Annotated in this window: 7 protein-coding genes and 1 pseudogene; 2 read left to right on the top strand and 6 right to left on the bottom strand. The window is 63.1% G+C overall.

Features of this window, described 5'->3' with window-relative positions:
* Nucleotides 1–160: 160 nt before the first annotated feature.
* Nucleotides 161–1408, top strand: coding sequence for a chromate efflux transporter (gene chrA, locus FJ964_RS23650; RefSeq protein WP_140552624.1), 1248 nt, complete (start codon nucleotides 161–163; stop codon nucleotides 1406–1408).
* A gap of 936 nt (nucleotides 1409–2344) precedes the next feature.
* Here chrA and FJ964_RS23655 read toward each other — a convergent pair.
* Nucleotides 2345–2812, bottom strand: a complete 468-nt coding sequence (locus FJ964_RS23655) for a hypothetical protein (protein ID WP_224660539.1) — start codon at nucleotides 2810–2812, stop codon at nucleotides 2345–2347.
* Between the two features lie 159 nt (nucleotides 2813–2971).
* Here FJ964_RS23655 and FJ964_RS23660 point away from each other — a divergent pair, with 159 nt between their 5' ends.
* Nucleotides 2972–3727 (top strand): hypothetical protein, encoded by a 756-nt coding sequence (locus FJ964_RS23660; RefSeq protein WP_140552625.1) that lies wholly within the window; start codon nucleotides 2972–2974, stop codon nucleotides 3725–3727.
* Between the two features lie 380 nt (nucleotides 3728–4107).
* On the opposite strand, the pseudogene FJ964_RS23665 reads toward FJ964_RS23660, so the two are convergent.
* From FJ964_RS23665 to FJ964_RS23685, 5 genes and pseudogenes are all read right to left on the bottom strand, one after another.
* A pseudogene (locus tag FJ964_RS23665) lies at nucleotides 4108–4700 on the bottom strand (SOS response-associated peptidase family protein).
* 156 nt (nucleotides 4701–4856) lie between these two features.
* Complete coding sequence (locus FJ964_RS31485; RefSeq protein ID WP_246676217.1) at nucleotides 4857–4961, bottom strand: DUF982 domain-containing protein; 105 nt, start codon at nucleotides 4959–4961, stop codon at nucleotides 4857–4859.
* An 815-nt stretch (nucleotides 4962–5776) separates the two neighbouring features.
* A complete protein-coding gene (locus tag FJ964_RS23675; protein ID WP_224628915.1) occupies nucleotides 5777–6298 on the bottom strand; it encodes an invasion associated locus B family protein in 522 nt (173 codons plus the stop codon).
* A 66-nt stretch (nucleotides 6299–6364) separates the two neighbouring features.
* Nucleotides 6365–17920, bottom strand: a complete 11556-nt coding sequence (locus FJ964_RS23680) for an autotransporter-associated beta strand repeat-containing protein (RefSeq protein WP_140552627.1) — start codon at nucleotides 17918–17920, stop codon at nucleotides 6365–6367.
* A gap of 1339 nt (nucleotides 17921–19259) precedes the next feature.
* Nucleotides 19260–19622, bottom strand: a 363-nt coding sequence (locus tag FJ964_RS23685; RefSeq protein ID WP_140552628.1) for an autotransporter outer membrane beta-barrel domain-containing protein, incomplete at its 5' end; no start/stop codon positions are given.

Raw genomic sequence — 19622 nt, forward strand, 5'->3', positions numbered from 1 at the left:
CGACGGGACCGAGGAGAACGGGGCGTTCGGTGAGACGGCGTTACCGAGCAACGCCGCTGGGCTGCGAGGCCCTGAACGAGGCCGGACTGAGGGTGCGTGAGCTTTTCAGGGAAATACTCCCGTTATCACATTCGGGAAAGTCGGCTGGGAATACGCACCGTTGAGTCAGAATGAAGCAGCTGAAGTCAGCGAGGCCGCATCTGAGGCGAAACCCACAACCGGCTCGCCCAGCGAGGTCTTCGGGGTCTTCCTCAAGCTCGGCCTGACTTCCTTCGGCGGCCCCATTGCGCATCTCGGCTATTTCCGCGACGAACTGGTGGTGCGGCGCAAGTGGATCGACGAGGCCGGCTACGCCGATGTCGTGGCGCTCTGTCAGTTTCTGCCTGGCCCGGCTTCGAGCCAGGTTGGCTTCTCGCTGGGCCTCCTGCGCGGCAACGGTATTCTCGGCGGGCTTGCCGCTTGGTTCGCATTCACCATGCCGTCCGCGGTCATCCTGTTTGCCTTCGCGCTAGGCACGTCTGGCTTCGTGGAGCCGATTGCGGAGGGGTTCTTACATGGGCTCAAACTGGTAGCCGTTGCGGTCGTAGCGCAGGCGATTTGGGGCATGGCGAAAAATCTCACGCCGGACAAGGAACGCGCCGGCATCGCGATTGCGGCCACATTCGTCGTTGTCTTCATCGGCGGGTCATTCGGTCAGATTGGCGCGATCGTGCTCGGCGCCGTCGCCGGGCTCGGGCTCTGCCGTGGGGAAGTGCGCGCGCTAAGCGGTCATCTGAGCTTTCCGGTATCGCGCCGGGGTGGTGCGATTGCACTTATTATATTCGCGGCTCTCTTCGTGCTTCCGCCCCTTCTGGCGAACGCAACCGGTCATCAGGCCGTCGCTCTGTTCAATGCCTTGTACCGCTCGGGGGCTCTGGTGTTCGGCGGCGGGCACGTCGTTCTGCCGCTGCTGCAGACGCAGGTCGTGACGCCCGGTTGGGTGGCGGACGAAACCTTCCTCGCGGGCTATGGCCTGGCGCAGGCTGTTCCCGGACCACTCTTCACCTTTGCCGCCTATCTCGGTGCGGTCATGGCGCCGGCGCCCAATGGGCTTGTTGGTGCGGGCATAGCGCTCTCCGCCCTCTTCCTTCCGGGTCTATTGCTCGTCTACGGCATGCTGCCTTTCTGGGGCGCGTTGCGGCAGCGGTCGACGGCGCAGGCCGCCATGCGCGGCACGAATGCCGCCGTTGTCGGCATTCTCGGCGCCGCATTGTATAGTCCGGTCTGGACGAGCGCCGTTCTGTCGCCGGGGGATTTCGCGCTCGCGCTTACCGGATTTCTGCTGCTCATCGTCTGGAAGGCACCGCCGTGGATCATTGTGCTGTTGCTGGCCGCGGGAGGGGCGCTGCTGCAATCCGTCCCAAGCTGACCCCCGAATGCGGCTTTAGCTATCTTTGAGACGTTGCGCTTTTGAGATAGCGCCAGCGGTCGCGTTTGCTTGCATTCTGGCGTTCATGAAGCAACCGGGAATGTTCGGCCTCATGCCGGTGACCAAAGGCCCGGCAAACTCGGGTCGGATGCGTCGACGTTGAAAAGCGGAACGCCCTTGCAATCCAGCACGTTCAGTTTCCCAACCATCTGGTCTAGGCCCGGGCTGTAACCGGTCGCGGCGATAACGATGTCCGGATAGACGGAAGCCCCGCTATCTAGGATGACAGCCTCTCCAGCAAACTTCCTGATCTCTGGCAAAACAATGATATTGCCGTTTTTGATAGCCCGTACTGCCCCGCCGTCGGTGGCAATCGGAGGCCAGACGGGTGGCGCCGCCAGACGGGGTGGCACGCTATCCGGAGTTGCCTGCGCTCGCAACCAGCACTTTTTTCCCGTCGTAGTCCCCAGCCTTGCCAAAGTCGGCTGAGTGAACAATGCGTGCTGACGGTGCCGTCTACAGCCGACATGCGGAACTCGGATACATAGTCCGATTCAATACCGTGCCTGGGATTCGGTTCCATGCGCAGCATCCCGCGCCGGCGACCGCCGGCGCGCTAAGGAAGAACGGCGTATAAGCCGCAGTCCTGCGCGCGGCCGCAACAGCGGACCGTTGTCGCGCGCAGGACGGAGGAAATTCGCCCCCGCCGCGGGGCGGTGAACGGGACAGCCGTAGGAGCGTCAGCATAGCGCCGGCCGAGGACGGGACGCGGGACCGACTGTCCCCGTCCGCGGTGGTCCGCATATTTTTGCGTCGAAGCCGACCAGCGGAGATCGCGCACTTCCGGCTCTCGACAGTTCGGCCGCTGATCGCGATCGGAGTGTCCAAGCCAGAGCCGAGTTGGCCTGCACGAAATCGATGAGGTCTTGCATCCCTTCACCCCTCAATTGCGTGGCAGCTTATGAATTCCAGCCTGACAGGCCCTCCCCTGTCACAACTTGTGCAAAAGAGCGCTCGCTCGACCGAACTGAATAGAGCGCCTTTTCCATAGCGTTCAATGAGGCCGGCAGGCTTTACCGTTGCATAGTGGGAACAGGATCTGCACCAGGCCCGCAGCACATGCCACTCGCGAAGATCGCCGAGCGCCACATCCAGGGCAGCGTGAATGCTGCCATCGATGATGGTCTGCGGTGGGATTTTGACCTCGCCTGGTGTCAGGATTTTCTCCATCACATGCCGACTGTTGTAGTGGATCAGCAACATGCCCGGCCGGCGTCGGATGGCGGCCTGCCAGGCTGCCTGGCTGACCGTTGAATCGGGGGAACGCGAAATGGTTTCTGACAAAGCCTGCTCCTCGCGATCCCAGACCTCGATCCGAAAATTGTCTTCCGCCGTTTTCGCCATAGCTTCGCCGGCCAGCGCGATTGACGCCGAGCCATGGTCCTTTGCTGCTCCAGATTACGCTGAAATAAGGAACATATTCCTCTCTCGTCAAGGGCACGCTTGACTCTTTGTTCTCATTTTGTTCACATTTGCAGGAACTAGAGCCATAGGAGGCGAACCATGGAACTTCGCTTGAACATCGAGGACGCAACACCTCAGGAGCTCGCACGTGGCATCGCGGCAGCCGAAGCCGTGTTTGCACGCGCCGGCATTACGGCTTTGCAAGGTGCGGAAGGACTATTTGCGTTGGAAGGCTGGGATATCAAAGGCTTTCCAGAAGACGACAAGCCTACCGAGGACGAGGACCGAGCCGCCACAGTTTGGTTGGAAGCCGACGCGGCTGCGGCTGCTGCATGTTGTGCGGGCTGGCCGGAGCACAAAGTTCCGCACCATCAGGTCATGGAGCTGATCAACGTCCCCCGCACGAAGCTGCAAGCCGAGGCGATTCCAGACACCTGGCCGGAGCGGAAGCAACTCTATCCTGACGTCGTCAAGCGGCTGGAGATCACGACCGGCCCGGATCGCCAGATCGATTTCGATATTGCCTTCGTTCTCGGTTGGGTTCCCGAGCGGCCGACGCTGGATAGGGTTGAGCCGCTTTCGGAAGATGGTGACCGTATCCCCTTCTTCACCAGCGACCTTGCCCAGGTCGAAGAGATGGCTCGCAAGGCGCTCAAGGACTGGACGATCGAGATCGACCGAGATCCCTGTGATGCCCACGTTTTCGACCCGTCGGCCAGCGATGACGATGATGAATTGCGCATGGCGGCATGGCGTGACTTCGATGGCTCCTTGCATATGAAGAAGCCGCCGGCAAATCCTGCAATCGCGCTGACGCTCGCAATGATGCGCGGCCAGTCCATGCATTTCGACTAGTGGTCAAACGCGGTCGGGGCTCACCAACGCCATCGGTCTTCGACCGCGACTGGCCACACCAGGTTGCGTTGCCGGATGACCTCTGCACCGAGCGAAACTTCACCATGGTCGCGGAGTTCTGCCAGGAACGAGGGCTTCGACATCAGACGCGGCATGTGCAGGCAATATGGCCGAATGGCAAATATGAAACCTATCGGCTTCATTGCTTCAGCGATGCCGCATCTGCAGAGGCGTTTCTGATCACTTCCAAGGGCTGACGTTCGATCCGAGGCGAGATCGAGAGCATGGAAAGGTGCGGGGCGTCTGGCGCCGCACGGGCGAATACACGCCAGTTCTCGATCTCGGTCCGCTCAGCGTGCCGGAGTTATTGCGCAGTTAAGTCACGAGCTTTCGGGGCGAACTGTCTCCACCGAGAGCGATCCGGCTGGAAGCGGCCGCAGCAGTTCAGCCTCAGGCTTTGTCAGATTGATCCAGGCCGCCCAATTCTCCGGCTGAAGGACCACAACCTGCCGATTGTGATAGGGCGCGACATCCGGTCCGGGATCGATCGTCAGCATGGTGAAGGTGGGTGGCTTGTTGCCGACTGCCTCACGCCAAGCCCCGCGACAGCCATGAACGGCGAGCGGTTGAGCGTGAAGCGATGTTTCGCTTTCGGATATTTCGTGCCTGTGAACTCCAAGAACGCGGACGCCGGAATGAGGCAGCGTTTGCTGTTTCCGAATTGCCGGCCTTCGGAGCGGAAGTTGAACACAGGCCCGCCCTTTGGTCCGGTGGGTGGAAATCCGAACGTCATCGATGCCAGTTCGATCGTGTCACCAGCGGCACGCATTATTGGCGCCGGGTCATTTATGTGGACGTCATCCGCCTGGGGCAAATCAAGTTCGGTTTGGTGGCTCGGGATTCTGAGCGCCAGTGACGCCATCATCCGGCAATATTCAGCCCAGAGTACATGCTGTTCGTAATCGTTACACATGGAGACTCCGGGCCTGGGCGCCTGTTTACAGTAGGGCTATCGGCGCACGATCAAAACCGGATCGACGCTCACTGAACGTATCCCGCTCAGCGAATGTCCGCCTCCTTTGCGGCCTCAACGAAGGCTCTGCGGGCGTCGCGGATTTCTTTCAGGGCCCTAAAGCACGCCAAGGCAGGCTTTGCGGGCAGCGACATGCTTCTTCCCGGTTGTCGCCGGCCATCGGTTCAGCAAGATGTCCGCTGCCTGGGCTACTCGGTCCATGGTGTAGACGGTGTTCCTCGACCTGCCGAGCGCAACATGCACAGGCTTTTCAAATCGCTGGTCTTGCACGCAACTCTCCCGAACTCGAACGCGACTCAATTCGAGATGAAGCAATAGGTTCCCGGTTTAGTGCGAGCCGAAGAAGCTGTGACCTCTGCCTTCGGAGGGTCCGCCACGTCGGGAGTAACCGAGTGCCGATGAACACACGATTCTCACATCGTTTGTAAGCTGCGCCGGGAGGCGCCCGCTACAGCCGTGCGCCGCTGCAGTCGGTCGATGCTGGCGATGCTGGCGATGCTGGCGACATAATGCGTGGCTTGCTCGACCCACAAGGCTATGCGGGCGTTGAGAGTTTCTAGACAAGCAGAAAAGCGACAGTCGCCTTGCCCCCCACCACGCTCAACATGGATTTAAGGGTCTTACATTTAGTTAAACATATGAATGGCTATCCACGCATGTCGAGCCATGCTGCTCTCAGGCAGGGTGTGTGCCACGACCGCGCGTTAAGCATGTAACGAGGCGTGAGGACGGAGGCGCAAACGTTAGTCGACCTTGGGTGATGATCCCTTTACCTAGCCCGGATGCATCGCATCCCGATATCAGTTGCCATCGCGGCGTCGCTGCTATGCGGCCTCGCGGTAGCTTGGGCCGTCGCCTCTTCAGCTGGCGGGCGAGTCTCCCCTACGGGAAGTGCAGCTCAGATTCGCCCTGACCCACTGCTTGCGCAGCAATCTCTCCCGTGAGAAGTCCTAAGCCGCTAGCGCTACCACCGACCTGAAGTGGCAAATTTCCGTCTCTCGATCAGTCCATGCCACTTAGCTCCCGGCCAAGACCTGCAGCCTGTCGAGCGCCGCTGCCAGACCTTTTAGCGAAACAGGCAGGGTCAGCTCTTTTTGGTCAGCACTTTTGACCTTGATCTTCAGCGCCGTGCCCGCACGCAGGCTGGCGACGGCCTGAGCCTCGAAGCTGAGCGGCACCACGCAACCCGCGGGCACACACGTGGAGAATCGCAATGGTTCTCCTGCTTGTCCATCGTCAATCTGCAGCGACGCGCCTGAATCGAGCTGAAGTCCAAAAGGCAGGACCAAATTGCCAGAGACGACATCGCCCTCCCCCTTGCGCAATTCGACCGCCAATACGCGCTGTCCATTCTGCTGTGATTGCTGCTGCGAGACCACGCAGACGATTTTGGGGCTACCTTGACAGTTGAGATTCCAGTCCTGATACGCCTCCTGCAGTGATGAAGCACCGCCCGGCAGGGTGCTTTCCTGAGCGGATGCCGATGCGGTTAGTGATATCAACGCTGCCGCTGCATAGATTAGTTTGGGAATACGCAAGCCAGTGCCTTTCTTTAGAACGACAGCCCCGAAGGAGCTGTCACATGACGGCATGCCGAACCTCGGCTACCACTTCAGGCTGAAGCCGAGCTTGGCGCCGATTGAGTTGCTGTCGCTGAAGTCTTTCAGACTCGACTTCGCGAAGGCCTCGCCGGAGACGGCGTAGCGATCGTCGTCCCAGGAGAGCGATCCGCCGAGACCGAGGCCGCCCCACAGCGGCTGGTCGTGCTCGTGCAGCGCCGTGCCCGAGACATCGACATCGTTGCCGTCGAGGAAATCGTAGTAAAGATTGGCGATGCCGTAGAGATGCGAGCGGCTTGCCTTGCCCTGGGCGCCGGTCCAGGCGTCCTCAAAGTCGAGCGACAGTCCGGCGCGGCCGATCAAGGCCTCGCTGCGGCTCAGCGACACCGACGCGTCGAATGGATCGGTGAAACCGTCGAAGCGCACCGACGAATAGGAAAGCTGCGCCTGCGGCGTCAGCGTCCATCTGCCTTGCAGGGCGATCTTCTGGCCGGCCTCTACGCTCAGCGCATAGCCAAAGCCGTTGTTGCCCTTGGCAAGCTCGCTGCCCAGCGTGGCCGACTTGAGATCGCTGTCATACCAGGTCACCTGAGCCTGGCCGTCGGTGTAGAAGCCATTGTCGCCATACCAGGTCAGCGTGCCGCCGAAGCCATAGCCGGTGGCCTGGATGGAGCCGACGCCGTAGATCGACGAGATGTCGGAAGAGGCTGTCCCGTAATGGAAGGTGAGGCCGCCGAGCAAAATGCCGGTGGCGTCCTCGTAGATCAGCCCGTCGACTCCCGTCTCCAGCTTCCATGTCGTCACGTCATAGTCCGATACGGTCGTGGCGCTCTGAGGGCTCTGCTTTGCATGCGCCCCCTCGATGCGGGCCCAGATCGCGCTTTGCGTCGGCACGCTGCCGATCTCGTCGGCGCCCTGGGCGGCACCTGTCCAGGAGCGGTTGCCGACGCGCTGCTGCAGCGTGCCAACTTCGTTCAGGCTTTGCAGCACGCCGGGATAGGCTTCATAGATCGGCACGGCCGGCGAATAGAGCGGTCCCTGTGGACCGGTCGGGGTGGTCAACGCCGAGCGCAGATACCAGTCTCCGTCGACGGGCGTGCTGACGCCGTTCTGGTAAAGCCGGTAGGCATAGGCGCCACCGACCACCGCCTGATCGCCCTGGAAGACATAGTCGCCGGCAAGCGTGAAGGTGCCGGCCGACGTGCCGCCGACATCGACGATCTTGATGCCCTCGGCGGTCTGGGCCCCTGTCCCTCCGACATTGGCGACGGCAAGAATCCCGGTGCCCGATGTGTTGCCATTCACCACAAGCTTGTCCGTCGTCGAAGCATCGCCGTCGAGTGCGGCATTGAGGAAGATGGTTCCGCCATTGCCGGTGTAGTCGCCATTGACAGTTAGCGTCGTTCCCGGCGCCGTGCCCAACCGCACCGAGCCGGCATTGCCGAGCGAAGCGACGGCCTGGTTGAAGCCGCCGAGATCAAGCGTCGCGCCGGAAGCGACCGTGAAGGCCGAGGCCGAACTCAGCACACTCGCCGCGCCCGCTGCCAGCGTGCCCTGCTGAACCGAGGTCGGGCCTGCATAGGCGCTGGCGCCGTTCAGAAGAAGCGTTCCCGCCCCAGCCTTGGTCAAGGAACCAGCGCCGGTGAGGCCGCCATCGAAGGTCAGGCTTGTGGCGGCGTCCGTCGCGACGGTCCCCGAACCGGTCAAACTCACCGCTCGCGAGGTGGCGAAGCTTGCAGTTGTGTGCAGTGTGCCGCCGTTGAAGTCGAGCGCGCTCGCCGCGTCCCCCAGATTGGCGTCGGCCGAGACCTGCAGCGTGCCGCCATTGATTGCGGTGCCGCCCGTGTAGCTGTTGGTGCCGGTCAGCACCAAAGTGCCCAGGTCCGACTTTACCAGTTGCGCGTCACCGGAAAGAGCGGAGGCGATCGTCGCGGTCATCCCCGCGCCCGCCGCCGTGCCGTCACCGACGACGATGCTGCTGGACGGGCCGATGAGCTCGATCCCGTCGCCCTGGATGACATAGCCGTTGGTCATGAACTGCATGCCGGAGGCAGTCACCTGGCCCAGGCTGCCGTCCGCCGTCACCGTGCCCGCCTGGCCGGCAAAGATCGCGAAGGAGGAGTCGGCGAACGGTGCGTTGATCGTGCCGGTCTCGTTGGTCCAGTTGTCGTTGCCGGCCGAGGCCTGCCAGACGCCGTCGCCGCCATTGACCGCGCCATTGTTCTTCGGGCCGGCACTGCCGTCCCAATAGTTGAAGGTGAGCCCTTGCGTGTTGACCAGGTTCACCTGGTGATCGATCGAGGTCTGGATCGAATAGCCCGATGACGGGATCGCCCCGACCACGAGGCCGTTGTTGGTCAGCGTGCCATCATAGCTGAAGACGCGGTAGACGCCCGGCCCGAACGTGCCGCCGGCGCTGACGCTGACATTAAGCGTGCCGTCGAGCGCGAGATTGCCGCCGACCGTGGTCAGGTCGTTGAGTGCCCCGCCGGCGACACCCGCCTCGCCGAAGGCATAGTTGAGGGTCGAGCCGCTGGAGAGGTTGAGGTTGCCGCCGATCGCCAGCGTGCCTGGAGCGCCATCGGCCGAGCCGGGCGAGAGCGTCGCGCCGTCGGCGACGGTGACGTCGCCGCCGATGCTGCCCTTGCCGCCGATTGTCGCGCCGCTTGCGGCCGAAACCGCACCGGTGGCCGCGCCGTTGTCGCCATCGACATAGAGCCCGCCGGCTGTCACCGTGGTCGGCCCGGCATAGCTGTTGGTGCCGGTGAGCGAGAGCGCTCCGGCCCCAGTCTTGGTAAGGCCGCCGGCACCCGTGATCGGGCCCGACAGAGTGAGGTTCGCATCGGTCTGGAATGTGCCCGTACCCGAGGCCAGGGTGGCACTCCGCGCGGAGGTGAAGGCCGCGGTGGTCCTCAAGGTCGTGCCGTCGGCCAGGCTCAAGCCGCCGGCCGCGTCGCCCAGATTGGCGTCGGCCGCAACCTGCAGCGTGCCGCCATTGATGGCCGTGCCACCGCTGTAGCTGTTGGCTCCGTCAAGCACCAGCGTGCCAAGGTCGGTCTTCACCAATTGAGCCGCGCCGGTGAGGTTCGCGTAGAGGCCTGTTATGTAAGCAGCGCCGGCAAGGGTTCCATCGCCGACGCGGATGGTCGACTGCGGACCGACCAACTGGATCGCCTGCCCCTGGACCACATAGCCGCTGGTGGCGAACTGCATGCCTGCCGCCTGGACCTGGCCATTGGTGTTGTCGACGGTGACCAGGCCTGAGGTCCCGGCAAAGATGGCAAAGCTGCCATTGGAGAACGCGGCATTCAGGTTGCCGTCGGAACCGGTCCAGTTGTCGTCTCCGGCGGCCCGCCAGGTGCCGTCTCCGCCGTTCACGACATCATTGCTCTTCGGCCCGGCGTTGCCGTCCCAGAAATTGAGCGTCTGCCCGCTGATATCGACGAGGTTGACCTGGCCCGCGACCGAGGTCTGCACCACGTGGCTCGGCGATGTCGTGTCCAGCACGTTGTCGGTCAGCGTGCCGTCATAGCTGATGACCTGGTAGATGCCCGGCCCGAAATTGCCACCCGGCGCCTCCGTCACATTGATCGTGCCGTCGAGCGTCAGATCGCCGTGCACGACGGTAAGGTCGTTATAGGCGCCGCCGACCACGCCCGCCTGGCCGAACGAGTAGTCGAGGTTCGAACCATCCGCCAGGTCGAGGCCGCCCATGATGGTGAGCGTGCCGGGGGTAGCGCCGATGCCGCCGGGAGCCAGCCTGCCCCCGGCGTCGACGAAGACATCGCCGCCGCTAGTGCCATTGCCGCCAAGCGTGCCGAAATTGACGTTGGTCAATCCGGTAGCAGCGCTCTGGTCGCCATTGATGTAGAGCCCGCCGCCGCCGACAATCAGCGTGGTGCCGGCATAGCTGTTGTTGGCCGTGAGCACGGTGTTGCCGGTGCCGTCCTGGGTCACGCCGCCGTTGCCGGAGATCGTGCCGTTGAACGTATAGAGGTCGGAGCGGTTGAAGCTGAGCGTGCCGTTGTCGACAACGTCACCCAGGATGGAACCCGTCGTGCCGCCCGTGCCCAGCAACAGGATGCCGCCCGCAATAGTCGTCCCACCAGCATAGCTGTTGTCGGCGCCGAGGAACAGGGCGCCTGTGCCGGCCTTGGTGAGCGCGCCTGCGCCATCAACAGTTCCTTCCCACTGCAGGGCGCTGTCGGCCTGGAACGTTCCGCCGCCCGCCTGAAGCGTCGCGTTGCGGCCCGTCACGATGCTGGCCGCGCCCTGCTGGTAGAGCGCGCCGCCATCGAAGGTGATCTTGCCGGTCGCGTTGCCCAGATTGGCATCGGCCGTGATCTGGACCGTCCCGTCATTGATGAAAGTACCGCCCTGGTAGCTGTTGGTGCCGGCCAGGATGAGCGTGCCGGCGCCTTCCTTGGTCAGCGCGCCGGCGCCGCCGACCGTGCCGGTCAGCGTCAGATTCGTCAGATTGTCCGTGTCGAAAGCGCCGCCGCCGGCGCCGATCGTGACGCCGCGTGCCGAAGCGAAGCTAGCTGTGGTGTTGAGCGTGCCGCTGTCGAGCGAGAGGCCACCGGCCGCGGCGCCGAGATTGGCATCGGCGGAGACTTGGAGCGTCCCGCCATTGATCGCCGTGCCGCCGCTGTAGCTGTTGGTCCCCGCCAGCACCAGCGTGCCGAGATCGGTCTTCACCAATTGGCTGCTGCCCGTCAGATCGGAAGCGATGGTGGCGACATAGGCCGCGCCTGCCGCCGTGCCGTCGCCGACGCGGATGATCGACTGGAGACCTGCCTGCGCGGGATCGTCGACCAGCACGATGGAATTGCCTTGCACCGCATAGCTGTCAGTGGCGAACTGCATGCCCGTGGCCTGGACCTGGCCGCCAGTGTTGTCGACCGTCACCATGCCGGCAGCGCCCTGGAAAATCGCGAAGCTGGCATTGGCGAACGGCGCCGCGAAGAGGCCGGTCGCGTCCGTCCAGTTCTGGTCGCCCGTGGCGCGCCAGGTGCCGTCGCCGCCGTTGACAGCACCGTTCGAATGCGGACCCAGTTCGCCGTCCCAATAGCTCAAGGTCAACCCAGTCGAGTTGACGAGATTGACTTGCTTGTCCACCGCCGTCTGCACGAAATAGTTCGGGTCCGAGACGTTGAGCCCGTTGTCGGCGAGCGAACCTCCATAGTTGAAGATGCGGTAAACGCCGGGGCCGAACGTGCCGCCGGGGCTCTGCGTCACGTTGAGCGTGCCGTCGAGCGTCAGGTTGCCGCCGATATCGATCAGGTCGTTGAACGCGCCGCCGGGGATGTTCGCTTGGCCGAAATCGACGTTGAGGTTGGAATTGCCAAGCGCGAGATTGCCGTTGATCGTCAGCGCGCCGGGCACGCTGCCAGCGTCACCGGGGCTGAGCGTGCCGCCATCGGCGACCGTGACGCTGCCGCCGATCGTGCCGGTGCCGCCCAGCGTCGCGCCGCTGGCGACACTGGTCTGCCCGGTGGCACCAGCCTGATTGCCGTTGACGAGGAGCGTGCCGGCATTGACGTTGGTCGCCCCGGTGTAGCTGTTGGTACCGGTCAAAGTGGTGGTGCCGGTGCCGAGCTTGTTCACAGCGCCGGTGCCGGAGATTGCGCCGGCAAAGCTGTAGGCGCTGTTCAGATTGAAGGCGAGCGTGCCGTTGTTGACCACTGTTGGCGTGGTGAGAGAACCTGCCGTCGCGCCATTGCCGATCTGGAGCGTTCCCTGCGTTACTGTCGTGCCTGCGCTGTAGCTGTGATTGCCCGTCAGTGTGAGGGTGGCGGTGCCTTGCTTGTCCAGGCTCTCGAAACCGGCAATCTGGGCGCCGTCGAGCGTACGGTTAAGTGTGGTGCTCACCTGAAGTGAATCGGTGCCGGCACCGCCGTCCACCCCGACTCCTGCGATCGTCGCGAAACCGCTCAACAGCAAAGTGTCGCTGCCGCTGCCGAGGTTCAATGCGGCTGCGCCGGTGTTGAGCGAACCGGCGGTGAGATTGACAGTGTTCCCGCCTGCGCCCAGCGTACCGTTGCCGAGCAGCGTGCCGCCAGTGATGTTGATCGTGGCTCCGCCGGTTCCGCCGGCGAACAACGTCTGGGTGCCACCGGCTGCCTGGATAGTTCCACCGCCGACAATGAGCTTCGAGCCGGCGTTCATCGCGATCGTCGGCGTGGTTATGGCAGCGCCCCCTCCGTTGCTCTGCAGTGTGCCAGCGTTAACCGTGATACCTCCGGTGCTCGTCAGCCCACCGTTCACCTGCAGCGTGCCGGCGTTAACGTTGGTGGTGCCGCCGATGGTGTTGCCGGCCGAGGTCAGCACCGTGGTGCCGGTGCCGATCTGCGCGATATTGCCAAGGCCGCTCAGCGTTCCCGTGAAATTGAAGGGGTCGCTTCGATTGAAGGAGAGCGTGGAAGTTGCATTGGCGACGATGACGTTGCCGGCGCCGGCGTTACCGGTGGTGCCGCCATTGCCGATCATCAGGTTTCCGTTGTTGACAACGGTGTTGCCGGTGAAGGTGTTGTTGCCCGTCAACGCCCAGGTGCCGCTGTCGTTCTTGGCCAGCGTCGTGGTACCACCGGGCCCGTCGACAATGGTGCCGCCCATGGTGTTGAGGCCGGTATTGGTGCCGCCAAGCGCCAGTGTGCGATTGCCAGAGCCGGTATAAGCGGCCGAGCCCGTATTGCTGAAGACGATTGCACCCGAACCCGAGGATTCGATGAAGCTGGTGCCGGTCGAGAGCGTGAACAGGCGGTCGGTGGTGTCGCCGGTGCCTGTGTAGCGCAGCGTCGAGCCGCTGCCGATCACAAGGTTGGACGCATCCTTGGCCGACATGCCGATAGAGCTTGCCTGGCCGCCATCGGCGAGCTTGTCGACGGCGAGCACCCCACCGCTGATTGTGGTAACGCCGGTATAGGTGCTGCTGGCATTGGTCAGAACCCAGGTACCGGTGCCGGTCTTGGTGAGCGCCGTCTTGCCAGTGCCGTTGTCCGTGATTTGCGCCGCGAGGCTGTTGTTGCCGGTGTTGGTGCCACCCAAGGTCAGGGTGCGAGCGGTGTCCGTACCCAGAAGGGTGATCGCCGCCGTGCTGGTGAAGTTGATCGCGCCAGTGCCCGAGGCGTCGAGGCCACCGCCAGCGGTATCGAGGGTGAACTGACGGTTCGTGCTGCCACCGGTACCGACATAGCCCAATGTGCCGCCATTGAACACGAGATTGCTGGCGGCTGCGCTCGACGCGCCGATCGAGCTGTTGACGCCACCATTGACGAGGCAATCCACCACCAGCGAGCCGCCACTGATGGTCGTAGTGCCCCCATAGCTGTTGTTGCAGCCGGCAAGCCCCTGCCCACCGGCGGCAGTCTTGACAAAGTTGCCGGTGCCGCTGATTGCGCCGCTGAAAGAGAGTCCACCACCGCCATTGATCGTCAGTGTGGCCGTTCCCAAGGTAACGTTGCCGGCTCCGGTCAGGCCAGCCATCGTGTTGCTCAGATCGTTCAGGTCCAGCGTCGCGCCTGCATTTACTGTCGTGCCGCCGGTACCAAAGGCGGTTGTCGAGCCGGCCCGCAACGTGCCGGTGCTTACGATAGTGCCGCCAGTGTAGGTATTGTTGCCGGAGAGCACGAGCGTGCCGGGACCATCTTTCCGCAAGATGCCCCCACCAGTTGCCTGGCCTGTGAATGTCAACGTCGTCGCTGCATTCGCCACGCCGATGGCGCCGATATTGGCCAGCAGCTGGAAGCCGCGGTCGGTTGTTACGTTGCCGCCGGTATAGTTCAGGGCGCCCTGGTTGAAAACAAGATTGGTCGAAGCGCTGCTGGAGGCACCGATGTCGCTCAGCTGGCCCCCATTGGCCAGGCAGCCGACATTCAGGGTGCTGTTGCCCTGCAGGATCGTGGAACCAGCGTAGGTGTTGCCGCAACCACTGAATGTCTGCGCGCCGGAGCCAAGGGTAACTCCGCCGGCAGCAGCACCACTGATCACGCCACTGAACGTGCCGCTGCCGTTGATCGTGAGCCTTGCTGTACCGAGGGTCACGTTGCCTGAGCCGCCGAGCGCCCCGACAGAGTTGCTGTTGTTGGCAAGATCGAGAGTCGCTCCGCCAGCAACGGTCATCGCCCCTGTGCCGAAGGCGCTGGTAGAGCCCGCCCGCAAGATGCCCGTGCTTACCGTCGTGCCGCCGGAATAATCGTTGGTGCCCGACAGCACCAGCGTGCCAGGACCTGTCTTGGTCAGACTGCCTGGCCCGGTCGCGACGCCGCCCAGCGTCAGGGTCGTGGCGGCATTGCTCACGCCGATGCCGCCTGCCGAAGCGAGCGTGAAGCCGCGGTTGCTTGTCGCGATGGCGCCGAGGTAGTCCAGCTTACCGCCGTTCTGCAGGACGAGGCTCGAGGACGCATTGCTGGAGGCACCAATGGAGCTGTTGACGCCGCCATTGGCGAGCGTGGTGACGGCGAGCGTACCGCCATTGACCATGGTGTTGCCGGTATAGCTGTTGTTGCTGCCGGAAAGCGTCAGCGTGCCCGCCCCATCCTTGATGAAGTTGGCGCCGTCCGGGCTGACCACCTGCCCCGAAAAGGTCAGGCTGGCGGCGGCATTGGTGACGGAGATCGTGTCCGAGGTGATGGCCCCGGAGCGGGCGATGGTGAAGCCGCGATCGGTGGACGCAGTTCCGCCGGTATATTCCAGGATTGCGCCCTGGATCGCCAGGTTGGACGCATTGGTCGATGCTGCGCCGATAGCGCTGGCCTGCCCCGCATCGGCGACCGAATTGATGGAGAGCGTGCCTTGCGCCACTGTGGTGGCGCCGGTGTAGGTGTTGCCGCCGGACAGCACCACCTTGCCCGTGCCGGCCTTGGTGAAGCCGATGGCGCCCGTGTTGTCGACGATCGTCGAGGCGATGGTGAAAGTGCCGGTACCGTTCTGCTGGACGCCGAGCACACCGCCACCCAGCGTGCCGGTCATCGAACCGCCGGTGATGGTCTGGTTGGCTGCTCCCACGGAGGGAGCGACGATGATGGTGCCGTCGACACCGAGCGTCTGACCAATGGCGACGTTGACTGTGGAGTTCCCCGCTGCGGTGAATTGCAGGCCGCCGATCTGTACGGTGCTGCCCACCGTGCCAAAATAGGGCGTGTTGGCGGCGCCACCGGCATCGCTGATGATCTCGTTGGCGAGCCAGGTCGAGGCATTGTCCTTGTTGACGTAATCGGCCGTGGTGAAGGCAACGATGTTGCCGCCCTGAACCTTGGCGTAGTCGGTGCCGTTGACGGTGGCCCAGCCGCCCAAAGCGCCGTTCGAATTGCTGGTCGTGATCGCGCCTGTCGTCGGCAACACGAAGTTGGCAAGGCCCCCGGTGCGGCTGATCGTGCCGAGATTGATCGTGGTGGTGCCGCCAGAGCCGGAAGTGGCGCTGACGGTGTTGTTGCCCGTCGTGATGGTCAGGCCACCAAAGCTTTGGACGTTGGTCTCGCCAACTGCACCTTTCACGGTCAGCGTACCGCCGTTCATGACCAGGGCGGATGAAGCGGAGATGATGCCGCTGGTCGGCCCGCCGGCGGGCGAGAAGTCGAGCGCCAGAGTGCCGCCCCCAAGGGTCGTCGTGCCAGTGTAGGTACTGGTGCCGGTGAGCGTCAGAGTGCCAGCGCCGAGCTTGGTCAGGCTTCCACCGGCGCCTGTAATGCTCCCGCCATAAGTATTGCTGACGCCTGTACCGAGATTGAGCGCAAGATTCGCGCTACCGAGCGCCAACGTGCCGCCCGTGCCGGCAATCGACGTCGTCGACATGTTGAACCCGTTGAGATCCAGCGTGCCCCCTGTGGTTGTGATGCCAGTCGTCGTGCCGAACGCCGATGCGCTGCCGGCGCGCAAAGTGCCTCCATTGACGGTGACGGTGCCAGTGCGGGTATTCGCCCCGGTCAGCGCCCAGGTGGCATTGCCGCTGCTGATCAAATTGCCGCTGCCGGAAATAACGCCGGACATCGCATTGTCGGCGCCAGTGAAGGTGCCCCCAAGGGTCAGGTTGCCCGTCAGCGACGTGGCGCCGCTCAGAGTCAGCGCTCCCGTGCCGTCGTTACGGATGGCGCTCGTGCCGCCCAGGGTCAATGTGCGATTACTGCTCGCGCCGGCGCCCGTGTAGCTAACAGTCCCGCCACTGATCGTGATGGCCGTGCCTGCGCCGAGCGAACTGGTCGCGCCGCTATTTGCGAGCACGCCAGCCCTGACGACACCGCCTTCGATGGACGCAGCTCCAGTAAACGTATTGGCATTGCCGAGCGTGATCGCTCCTGAACCGCTGGCAATGAACCTGAATGTGTTGGCGGCCGCGCTGCTGATGACGCCGAGCGCCTGCAAATCGGCGGTGGTGGCACCCAATGCGACAGTGGTTCCGCCCGTGACCGAAATATTGCCGGTCAGCGTCAGCGTGCCGGTACCGGCATTCTGGAGGAAGGCGGTCGGCGCTCCGCCTCCGGTGGTGATCTGCCAGTTGCGGTTCGACGTGTTCCCAGTCCCGGTGTAGTTGAGGGCGGACACTCCTGTGTTGGCCTGAAGGCTGATAGTGTCCCCGGCCCCCAACGCGCTAGCCTGACCGATATTGCGCACCGATGTGAAAGACGCCGCTGCGGCGTTGTTGACGACAAAACTCACCGGCCCAGCAAAGTCATTCGTATCGTCACTCATGCTGATCGAACCGGTGCTACCCACGGCCGCGATCGTAAGTCCACCGACACCAGTGTAATGAGCAGAGCCTGCCCCGGCTCCCTGCACATTCGCCTGACCGGAAAGACTCACTGTCCGTCCGAGAAGCGATCCGCTGGCGCTCAAAGTCGTTCCGGCAGCCATATTTACGACGTTGGTTGCGTTGCCAAGCGCCGCGTTCGAGCCGACGAAGAGTATCCCGCCATTGACGTTCACTGCACCGGTGAAACTGTTTGTGCCGGTCAGGCCCAAGGTGCCGGCGTTGACGGTTACACTGCCCGAGAAAGTGTTGACGCCAGACAGGGTCAACGTGCCCGCACCCGCCTTCGTCAGGCCCGCCGAGCCGGCGATGACCGAATTGATGGTAGCGCTGCCGGCTGCGGTGATTGTCGGCGTGGCGCCACCGAGCGTCAATGTGCTGCCGGTAATGTTGTAACCGTTGACGTTGAAAGTAAGGCTGCCCGCGGTTATTGGTGCGCCGAGCGTGACCGTGCCAGCTGTGCCCTGGAAAATAGCGTTATCCGGGGTGGCACTGTTCCAGGTCGTGAATGGGCCGGCTACATCGTTGCCGGTCGTGTTCCAGGAGGACGTGCTCGTGTCCCATGTTCCTGTTCCACCAATTCCGATGCCGCTGTTGTTCGCGTCCCAGTATAGGTCGGCGGCCCCTGCCCCTCCTGTACCCAGCCCGAACATCAGTGCAACAGGCAGAAGCGCCGCCCGCAAGGCTCGGACCGACGACCGGGCCAACTCGCCAACATGCGAGGCATAGCTCGCCGCCTCGCCCTTCCACTTCGTCATGCGGCCGCCGCGCAGCAAGCGAGATCGCCCATCGCTCGCCTCGGACTTTGATCCGAGCCTCAGTCGCAGCGGCGTCGAATTGCCAAGCGTCTCGTTCATTTAGTCCCCCCGGCGCCAAACTGGCGGGCTCGCGCCTGACGGCACGATTATGGCGCCTGCATTCGAGTTCCATGTGACAGTCTGGAACGGAACCAGCCACCCGACCGGCGATCCAGGTTGATGCCGCAGGCAGCCTTGCGATGAAGCTTGCTCTTGCGGGAAACGGCGACGCGCAGATGGCCGGCCAACTGCCAGCCGGTTTGCGTCCTCAAATCGGAACACGAGTGATCTACAACAGGCTCTTGCATTATTCGGCATACCGAAAGCAATAAGCCGCAGCGCGCTCAACCGAGCCGCGCCGGAGTTGATCCAAATCGTCACTCCCCGTTGCTGGCCTGGTGTGCCCCAGCATCGCCCTCTCCCGAACCGCCCGCTCCTCCGCCACAATGCAGCCCTCTCATCCAAAGGCTGGCGCGGCACTTCAAGGCAGCCGAATCTGCGCTTGAATCAATTCAACAAAGAACATCACACATCAGTCAACTAATAAAGTAATTAATTTCATCGGTTTGGATTTAAAGAACTTAATATAAGCAACCTCGAATATAAGGACTTTATTAAGCAAGCGCGATTGGACCTAGGCTCATTTGAATGACGCGACGTCCATGACCAGCCACTGCAACAAGCAACGCTCGCTCAAGGATTGCCTGCGCCCACGTGGCGGAATAACTTTGTTGGGTTGGTCCGATGAACCGCGCCTAGCGTGCGGGCTGCCACAACAATCCAACGACGAGAAGTGCATGACCGCCACCACCAAACCAGCATCCCTGTCGGACGCTGGGCAGGGGACAGCAAGAACATCTGGTGGACTGCGGGGTCGGGGGTGGATTCGGAAACAGCGGATCGACGACGCTCGAAAGCTCAGGGAACAGATTGCCGAACTTGAACGGGCGTTGATCGCCACCGCAGATGTGGCGAAGCCGCGAAGGCCTTCCGAGATCGGTTTTCAAATTCAGGCGCACAGGTCGCGGCTTCAGCGGCTGGAGCACTGCATCTCTGCCCTGGAGAGAGGTTTTTTGCTGGGGCCGCCGGGGACACCGGGGTTGTTACCCGCGCCAGCGCTGTCCCTCGACGCTAGCAATGTGGAGACCGATCTCCACCAGACAATGCTCGACTACGCTGCTTTGCGAACCCGGCGTCGACACGCAAGTTCCCCTGCTCAGGCCAGCCACCAGCGGGCCCGCCTTTTTACATTGACTTTTCCACCCATCTGCCTTGCTCCCGAAACTCCAGCGAATTGGAGAATCTTAAATTCGATTCCTTGCCCTCAAGACGATCCACCCGGACCAGCAATTCGACCGCATCTCGGCTGCGAGTTCGTGAGGGCCATGGGCATCATCGTTCACCAGGTGATGCCGAGCTTCAGCTTGCCGGAATAGCTCTTCACGTTGCCGGAGAACTCGCCCTGGAAGGCGGCCGCGGCAAAGACGCCGGAGGGAGAGGTGTACTGGGCGCCGGCGTCGACGAGCAGGGCGTTGCGGTCGGGTTTGGCGCCGTCGATGGTGAAGCTGCTGGCGGGAAGAGCCTGGAAGCCGGCGCCGAAATTACGGTCGGTGCCGCCATTGATCGCCCACGCGGCGCGGCCGCTCAGCGTCAGTCTGGCGCCGTCCTCGAGCGCGATCGCATGGTCGAGCCGGGTACCGAGTTCGACCCGGGTCGCGGTGCTGGTGTCGCTGTCAAAGTGAAGCGCGAAGGGTCCGGCGCC

The organism is Mesorhizobium sp. B2-3-2, assembly GCF_006442295.1.
In the GTDB taxonomy this organism is placed as follows: Bacteria; Pseudomonadota; Alphaproteobacteria; order Rhizobiales; family Rhizobiaceae; genus Mesorhizobium.

What these genes read in the sequence shown, in the direction of transcription:
- FJ964_RS23655 (WP_224660539.1), bottom strand. Translation starts at nt 2,812, where the DNA reads ATGGCGAAAACGGCGGAAGACAATTTTCGGATCGAGGTCTGGGATCGC.
- FJ964_RS23660 (WP_140552625.1), top strand. Translation starts at nt 2,972, where the DNA reads ATGGAACTTCGCTTGAACATCGAGGACGCAACACCTCAGGAGCTCGCA.
- FJ964_RS31485 (WP_246676217.1), bottom strand. Translation starts at nt 4,961, where the DNA reads ATGGACCGAGTAGCCCAGGCAGCGGACATCTTGCTGAACCGATGGCCG.
- FJ964_RS23680 (WP_140552627.1), bottom strand. Translation starts at nt 17,920, where the DNA reads ATGAACGAGACGCTTGGCAATTCGACGCCGCTGCGACTGAGGCTCGGA.